Source organism: Acidiphilium sp. PM (genome assembly GCF_000219295.1).
Lineage (GTDB): Bacteria > Pseudomonadota > Alphaproteobacteria > Acetobacterales > Acetobacteraceae > Acidiphilium > Acidiphilium multivorum.
On record NZ_AFPR01000585.1, the window covers coordinates 1 to 7,695 of the forward strand.

Genomic DNA, 7,695 nt, shown 5'->3' on the forward strand with positions numbered 1-7,695 from the left:
CCGATTCTGAATCAGAAATCAACGCCAATGGGAATCCCCTCGCGATTCAGACCGGTCGAAAGCCGCTCTAGCGCAAAATGTTTCGATAACGGACAAACCAGAAATGGCCCGCCATGTTCCACGCCCTCCGTAGGGGCTTGAATCAAACGCGCCGTAGCCATGGAAATAGGTGCAGAACTCAAACCCTCTTGTACTGTTTGAAACCATAATGCTCGAAAATCTTCAGCGCTGCTGGTGACTGAATAAATGACAACCATGCCTTTGCTGCATGCGGATGAGGAGCATTCTTCACCATCGCGCCACCGTAAATAGCGGTCGTGTTGTAACGTGCCGGCAGATCGACATGGCTGATCGGATGACCAATCTCTTCCTGAAAGATTGCTTCTGATTTCCAGGTTACGCCCGCATCAGCAAGACCTTGCATCAAAAACAACGGCGTCTGCCGGTGGTGGATATGTGTGAGAAGCGTCGTACCATTTTTGACTCCGGTGTTGTAAATCTCATGTTCGAGCTTCTTGCCACCAGCTTTTCGCAAACTAGCCTCAATCTGACGGGCAATACCTTCAAAAGCAGGATTTGGCATCGCCACCTTCACGCCTTTGCGTGCGAGATCTGCAAGATCCCTGATGTGGTCAGGATTCCCCTTCGGCACCATGATCGTAAGGTCATTCGTCGCATAGGCCACCGCCGGCGCCGTCAGCCTACCAGCAGTGATCAGCGACTTTACCTTCTTCAGGCCTGCGAGATAAGCGTCGGGCTTAGCGGTAAAGCTCATATTGCCGATCGTGAATCGCCCGTCCGCATTCATGGCCTTAATCAACATTCCTGGCGGGATGGTGACAACGAAGACCTTCCCCAAGTATTGGGGGTTTTCTTTCTCAAACACCTTCACCAGTGGAGCGACGGCGAAATAGTAGTTACCACCGATATACAGAACGAGCCTAGGGTGATCGACATCACCATGGAAATCGGCAACGTCGTCCACTTCCGGAATGGTGAATACAAAGCCCTTGTTTACGGTGTCGTTGTTGGCGCCGCCTTGCCAGGGCGGGAAGATGGCACCGCGATATTGTGGCGGCTGAACCTTGCCACGCCACCCCGTGTCATGCGGCGACGTGGCGTAGGCAAGGCCTGCACCGGCCAAAAGGACGAACAAGCCCGTTGCGACCGCTTTTATATGCCTATTTCGCATACTGAAATCCTGCGAGTTCGAATTGGGGAATCGTCCCAACTATACCAGGTGTTAGTACGACCCCGGGGATCAGATGATTGGTGAACTCGGCGGCGAGCTGCTCATGGGAAAGCTTGTCGGGATTAATGCCCCTTTTGAGCACAGCCATCGTGAGTTCCCACACTTCGTTATGGCATGCGCAGAATACGGCGCCGCGCCGTTGCAGCACGACGATAGAGTTGTCGTGCGGGGAAAAGACTCCCTTCGGATCGTTGAAGCTGGAGGCCGGCGAACTAGCCGCCGACGGCTCTTCGATCCAGATGTTCGATGAGAATTTTCCGCCGGTAAAACTGGATAAGTATTTTTTCCAGATATAGTTGTCATAGAGTGCGAGATGGGCGCTTCCGTGGGTGGCCGATACGGCGATAAAGTTCGGATGCTTCCAGGACCAGATCTGCGCATTCATAGCGTTTCGCATCAGGTTGAGCCACGGACCGGTAAGGTCTGTGTTGTCCCAGATCTGTTTCGGACCGGCCGCATAGGTAAAAAGGATATGTAGAGCTTCACTGTCCCATTGATCGGAATTTGTCAGGATCATTGGCACGGATTTGTAATTCCGCCGACGGGGCGCCTTGGCAAGGGCCGCAGCCAAAGCTCTGAGTTTTTTACTCTCTGGTGTGATCAGGTTCGGTGGAGGCGCCGAATTCGCAGCTTCGGCCGCGGGCATGATCATGGCGCCGATGACGGCTGTTCCGACACCTACCGCGGGTAGGGAGAGGGCAATACGTCGGCTGAGTTGGAGGGATGAATCCCGTTCAGTCTGGCCAGTGTCAGACATTCCGTGCTCCTTTGCACCGATTATTTATTCGATCCGAGCAGATGACCGTTCACCTTGCGGCCATACATCGAGAACTTGCTATCGTGGAATGCCTTCCGTGTTGCCGCGACGCTGCCGGAGAAGCGCGGGTCCTGCGGCCGATCGTGACTGTCGACATATTGCGCGACGTCCCAGGCTTGCTGGACGCTCAGTGTGCCGACGGCGCCGAAGGGCATGTTAGCATAGATGAATTCGGCAGCGTTCTTCACGCTGCCCATGCCGGCGCCCCAGTTGAAGGACTTCGTGCCCCAGAGCGGCGGGAAGACGGTTTGTCCGCGCGCATATTGCCCCTGGCCGCGGGCCCCATGGCACAATGAGCAGTCCTGACGATAGACAGTCCTGCCGCGGGCATAGTCCGGTGATTCCGCTGCCGCGGCAAGCCTGGGGTAGCCACGGCCGGCGAGGTGCGCGCCGGTCGGCGCGTTTTTAGCGAGCCAGAAGGAATACGCTTCGAGCGCGATGATTGTCTTGCTGTCGAGCGCTGGCACTCTGCCGTTCTCGCTGAAGCGGAAGCAGCCCTGTAGCCGCATGCCGAAATTGTTCACCTTGCGGTTCTTTTTCCGGTATGCCGGATAGCCCGTGTAGGCGGCCCACATCGGCGCCGAACCGGCAAGGCGGCCGGCATCCAGATGGCAGTTGCTGCAGTTCAGCGCGTCGCCGATCACGCCATGGGCATAGACGGTGGTATGGCGGAAAATATTTTCTCCAAGTTTGACGGCATCGCCGAACGGGCCTTTCGGCATGTCGGCCCGCGGCGGCGGTGCAAATGAGGGTTGTGCGGGGTTGGTGGCCAGCGCCGCAGCGATCGGCAGTTGAGCCGCGAGAAGTGCGGCGATTGTCCGGCGGATCATTGTTTGCCTCCGTCCGGCACGAGACCGGGCAGGGTGGTCGGGTTCGGCGACAGGCTGGCGTAAAAGGCGCTGACCGCCGAAATCTCGGCCGCCGACAACTGTCTCGCTACATTGCTCATCAAGTGGAGCGGATCGCCTGTGCGGCTGCCATTCTTCCAGGCAGTCAGTTGCGCCGAGATGTAGGATTGCGGCTGCCCTGCAAGGCGTGGGAACGAGACGCCGACACCGATACCATAGGGACCGTGGCAGGAATCGCAGGCGGGAACACCTGTCAGTTTGCCGCCCCAGACACCGTTCATGGCAAGGGCTTCGCCCTGCGTGTTCAGCCTCTTGGTCGGCTCGGGCGTGGCTGGCACCGGCAGCGTCGCATAATAGGCGGCTATGGCCGCGCGCGCCTTGGCATCGAGTGGATTTGCCATTGACTGCATCACGGCATTCTTGCGCTCGCCATGTTTGAAGGCGGTGAGTTGCCGCTCGATATACGGCGCCGGCAGCCCCGCCAGGGCTGGAAAGCCGGCGCTGAGGTTGCCCATGCCGTTGACGCCGTGGCAACTTGCGCATGTCGCGATTTGTGGCGGTGCCGCTGCAACGCCGTTTCCAATGGAGATGGGGCTGACGAGGAGAGCCATACTGATGACAGCAAATCTCGACGATCTCGGACGGCGCATTCGCATCGACGATCTCCTTTACCTGTAGTATCCTCTTAACCGGTATAAACAAACAGACTGCTTGGGAGATCAAATACATCACTGAATTCGATAATTTAGATATAAAAATAATTTGCGGATACCTGTGCCTTGAAAACATGGCCTGATCTTTTCCTTCGGAGTGATCCTGGATCTGCTTTAGATTTTGGCATGAAGGAGAGTGGGATGGCGAGGAAACACAAGCCAGAAGAGATCATCGCAAGTTGTGCGAGGCTGAGATTGTTCTGGCGCAGGGCGGGACGGTTGCGGATGCGTGCCGCCGGATTGGCGTCACCGAGCAGAGCAACTATCCGTGGTGCAAGGAGTATGGCGGTCTGAAGATTGATCAGGTGCCGCGGATGAAGGACCTGGAGCGTGAGAACGACCGGTTGAAGCGACTAGTCGCTGATCAGTCGCTGGACAAGCCGATCCTGACGGAGGCGGCGCGGGGAAACTTCTGAGCCCCCTGCGGCGCCGGCGCTGCATCGATCACATCATGGAAAAGATGACTGTCTCGGAGCGGCGTGTTTGCCGCGTGCTCGGACAGCGCCGATGGACGCAGCGCAAGACGCCACGCTGGCTCGGCGGACCCCATTCCCGACGTGCTATGGTCCTGAATTCATCGCCAGGGCGGTGCGGCAATGGCTCGGGAAGGCCGGTGTGGAGACGCTCTACATCACGCCAGGTTGGCCATGGGAAAACGGATACTGCGTGTCCTTCAACGGCTTGCTGCGTGATGAACTGCTCAATGGGAGATTTTCTACACACTGGTGAAAGCGAAGGTCCTGATCGAGGCCTGGCGGCGGCCTACAACACTGTCAGGACGCACAGTTCGCTCGGATATCGGCAGCCCCGGAAGCCGCGCCGTCGCCATGGCCGGCCTCCGGCTCCACTTCGCTCCACCCGCGGCCGGTCATGGCGCCAGACACAACAATGCACCAACTTTCAACCCGGACCACTCATCGGGGGGACGGTCAATCATCCACGCCATGATTGGATCAGGCGGCGCGCGCCACGTCCATCTCCCGCCAGACCAGGCGCAGCGCGTCGATCAGCCGGTCGATATCCGCCTCGGTGTGCAGCGGCGAAGGGGTGAGGCGCAGGCGCTCGGTGCCGCGCGGCACGGTGGGATAGTTGATCGGCTGGACGTAGATGCCGAAGCGGTCGAGCAGGATGTCGCTGATCTGCTTGCAGAGCGTCGCGTCGCCCACCATCACCGGCACGATGTGGCTCGGGTTGGGCAGATGCGGCACGCCGATCGCGTCGAGCTTGCGGCGCAGGGTGGCGACGCGGGCGTGCATCGCGATGCGCTCGGCGTCGCTGGTCTTGAGGTGGCGGATGCTGGCGAGCGCGCCGGCGGCGACGGTGGGCGGCAGGGCGGTGGTGAAGATGAAGCCCGAGGCGTAGCTGCGCACGAAGTCGCACAGCGCGGCGCTGCCGGTGATGTAGCCGCCGATGACGCCGAAGCCCTTGGCCAGCGTGCCCTCGATCAGGGTGAGGCGGTGGGCGAGGCCCTCGCGCTCGGAAATGCCGCCGCCGCGCGGGCCGTAGAGGCCGACGGCGTGCACCTCGTCGAGATAGGTCATGGCGTTGTAGCGGTCGGCGACGTCGCAGATATCGGCGATCGGGGCGATGTCCCCATCCATCGAGTAGACGCTCTCGAAGGCGACGAGCTTGGGCCGTGCCGGATCGAGTGCGGCGAGGTGGCGGGCGAGGTCGGCCGGGTCGTTGTGGCGGAAGACGATGCATTCGGCCCGGCTGTGGCGGATGCCCTCGATCATCGAGGCGTGGTTCGAGGCATCCGACAGCACGGCGCAGTTCGGCAGCTTGTGCGCGAGGGTGCAGAGCGAGGCCCAGTTGGACATGTAGCCCGAGTTGAACAGCAGCGCCGCTTCCTTGCCGTGCAGGTCGGCCAGCTCGGCTTCGAGCAGCACGTGATAGTGGTTGGTGCCGGCGATGTTGCGGGTGCCGCCGGCGCCGGCGCCGCAGCGGTCGAGCGCCTGGTGCATCGCGCTGAGCACGGCGGTGTGCTGGCCCATGCCGAGATAGTCGTTCGAGCACCAGACGGTGACCGGGCGGCCGCCATCGTCGCCGTGCTGGGTGGCGCGGGGGAAGTTGCCGGCATGGCGCTCGATGTCGGCGAAGACGCGGTAGCGCCCCTCGCTGCGGAGCTGGTCGAGCTGGGAGCGGAAGAAATGTTCGTAGTCCATGGCGCGTATCCTCCCTTTCTTGGTGTTGGTGCCGCGCGGTGACGGATCAGGTGGCGAGGTGCAGTTCGCAGCCGGCGAAGGCGGCGGCGAGGCCGGTTTCATCGAGATCGCGGCCGATGGCGACGACGCGCGGGGCTTCCCCCTCGGCGGCGGCGAAGGCGGCCATGCTGGCGTGGTGGCCGGCGACGTCGAACTGGATCCAGCCCCGGCCGACGCGGGCGAGGCCCTTGAGCCGGGCGACCGGGCCGAAGGTGCCGCGCGCCGCCGCCTCGATCACCCGGCCGATCGCCTCGGCGTCGCAGAGCGGGCCGAGCGTGCCGTGCCAGGAGGCGAAGCCGGCGGCGGCGCCGTGGTCGTGGTCGTGATCGTGATGATCGTGGTCCTCATGATCGTGATGGCCGTGAACTGCGTCGTGGTGGTGGGCATGATCGGGCGCGTGGTCGTGGTGTTCGTGCGCGTGGTGATCATGTTCGTGGTCGTGCGGGGGCGCGGCGTCCGGCGCGGGGCGGGGGGTCAGCGCGTCCGGCGGCACCGCGCCGTAGCAGGCGGTGACCAGCCTTGTCTCCGGGCTCAGGCGGTGCAGCGTCGCCTCGACGAGCAGGCGCTCGGTCGGGCTGACGAGATCGGTCTTGTTGATCACCACCAGCGAGGCGAGCCGGGCCTGCACGGTCAGGTGCGCCTGCATCTCGGCGAAATCGGCGAGGAAGGCGCCGGCATCGATCAGGGTGATCACCCGCAGGTCGCGCACGAAGCCGGCGATGGTCGGGCGCTGGATGACGCCGATCAGCGAGGCCAGATCGGCCACGCCCGAGGGTTCGATCAGCACGCGGTCGGGCGCGAAACGGGCGACCACCTCCTCGAGCTGGGTGGCGAGATCGTCGCGCAGCGAGCAGCAGATGCAGCCGTTCGGCAGCTCCACCACATCCGCCCCCTGGCCGCGCAGCAGCGAGCCGTCGATGCCGACCGTGGCGAAATCGTTGACGAGGACGACGGTCTTTTCGCGGGTGGCGGCCGGCTGCTCGGCCAGCATGGCGAGGCGGCGGCGCATGAAGGTGGTCTTGCCGGCGCCGAGGAAGCCGGCGACGATCTCGACCGCGAAGGGCCGCGCCGGGGCACGCGAGCGCAGGCTCCATTTCCACAGCCGCGCCGCCGGCAGCGGCAGCACGAGGAACCAGTGCTCGAGGATGGCGAGCGACATCATCGTGCCGAGGAACATGCCGCCGACGCGGGCGAAGGCGGTGGGGGCGGCGGTGGCGCGCTGGAACATCAGCACGGCGATCACCGTCGAGATCGTGATGGAGAAGGGGAAGAGCAGGTTCATCGGCCGCTTGCGCAGGAAGCTCTTCAGGAAGGTCAGGTGCTCGGGGAGGAATTCCTCGTTGAGGTTGCGCACGCCGAGAAAGACGTTGAGCTTGGCGCTCTGGTGCATCCACCACAGCACCATGAAGGTCCAGGTGCCGATCTGGTTCGGCTGGCCCCAGGTGAGGGCGACGACGAGGCCGGCGGTGGCGATGATCGCCAGCTCGTGCCACAGGCTCGTCTGCACCGCGTGGCCGAAATGCCGCCAGCCGGCGCAATTCTCCGGGCAGGGCGCGCGGCGCGGCCCGGTGACGTAGCCCATGTAGAAGCTGATCTCCTGCCAGCCCCAGGCGAACAGGCCGTAGAAGAAGGCGAGATAGGCGGCGCCGACGGTGGTTCGCCCGGCGGTGTCGTGCAGGCCCCACAGACAGGCGAGCAGCACCGCGCTGGCGCCGAGCATGCTCCATTTGAAGGTGCGGCGGGGCAGGCCGTCGAGATAGATGATCGCGCCGGTGCTGAACCACCAGACGAACAGGGCGAAGGCGGCGGGGATGACATACTGGTGCATGGCGCGGCTCCTACCAGACCGGCTGCATGCGGA

At 62.7% G+C, this 7,695-nt stretch carries 7 protein-coding genes and 1 pseudogene; 2 read left to right on the forward strand and 6 right to left on the reverse strand.

Annotation, left to right across the window (positions count from 1 at the left end; translation table 11 throughout):
• Nucleotides 1-178: 178 nt before the first annotated feature.
• From APM_RS18925 to APM_RS18940, 4 genes are read right to left on the reverse strand one after another with little or no spacing between them, the layout of a single operon-like run.
• A complete protein-coding gene (locus APM_RS18925; RefSeq protein WP_039889286.1) occupies nt 179-1,192 on the reverse strand; it encodes a substrate-binding domain-containing protein in 1,014 nt (337 codons plus the stop codon).
• Complete coding sequence (locus tag APM_RS18930) at nt 1,182-2,009, reverse strand: hypothetical protein (RefSeq protein WP_039889287.1); 828 nt, start codon at nt 2,007-2,009, stop codon at nt 1,182-1,184. Before APM_RS18930 ends, APM_RS18925 begins: the two co-directional genes overlap by 11 nt.
• Nucleotides 2,010-2,029: 20 nt before the next feature.
• Nucleotides 2,030-2,899, reverse strand: a complete 870-nt coding sequence (locus tag APM_RS18935; protein ID WP_007425005.1) for a c-type cytochrome — start codon at nt 2,897-2,899, stop codon at nt 2,030-2,032.
• The gene (locus APM_RS18940; protein WP_007425004.1) at nt 2,896-3,432 is read right to left on the reverse strand and encodes a c-type cytochrome; all 537 of its coding nucleotides are present in this window, start codon (nt 3,430-3,432) and stop codon (nt 2,896-2,898) included. The genes APM_RS18935 and APM_RS18940 overlap by 4 nt, the downstream gene beginning before the upstream one ends.
• Here APM_RS18940 and APM_RS22860 point away from each other — a divergent pair.
• Nucleotides 3,431-3,595, forward strand: a complete 165-nt coding sequence (locus APM_RS22860; protein WP_241763222.1) for a hypothetical protein — start codon at nt 3,431-3,433, stop codon at nt 3,593-3,595. The genes APM_RS18940 and APM_RS22860 overlap by 2 nt on opposite strands.
• 176 nt (nt 3,596-3,771) lie before the next feature.
• A pseudogene (locus APM_RS21015) lies at nt 3,772-4,578 on the forward strand (integrase core domain-containing protein).
• 5 nt (nt 4,579-4,583) lie between these two features.
• Here APM_RS21015 and hemA read toward each other — a convergent pair.
• Entirely contained in the window at nt 4,584-5,795 is a 1,212-nt protein-coding gene (gene hemA, locus APM_RS18950) for a 5-aminolevulinate synthase (RefSeq protein WP_007425008.1), read from the reverse strand.
• A gap of 46 nt (nt 5,796-5,841) precedes the next feature.
• Nucleotides 5,842-7,695 (reverse strand): putative photosynthetic complex assembly protein PuhE (gene puhE / locus APM_RS18955; RefSeq protein ID WP_241763223.1); only part of this gene is annotated, 1,854 nt, incomplete at its 5' end.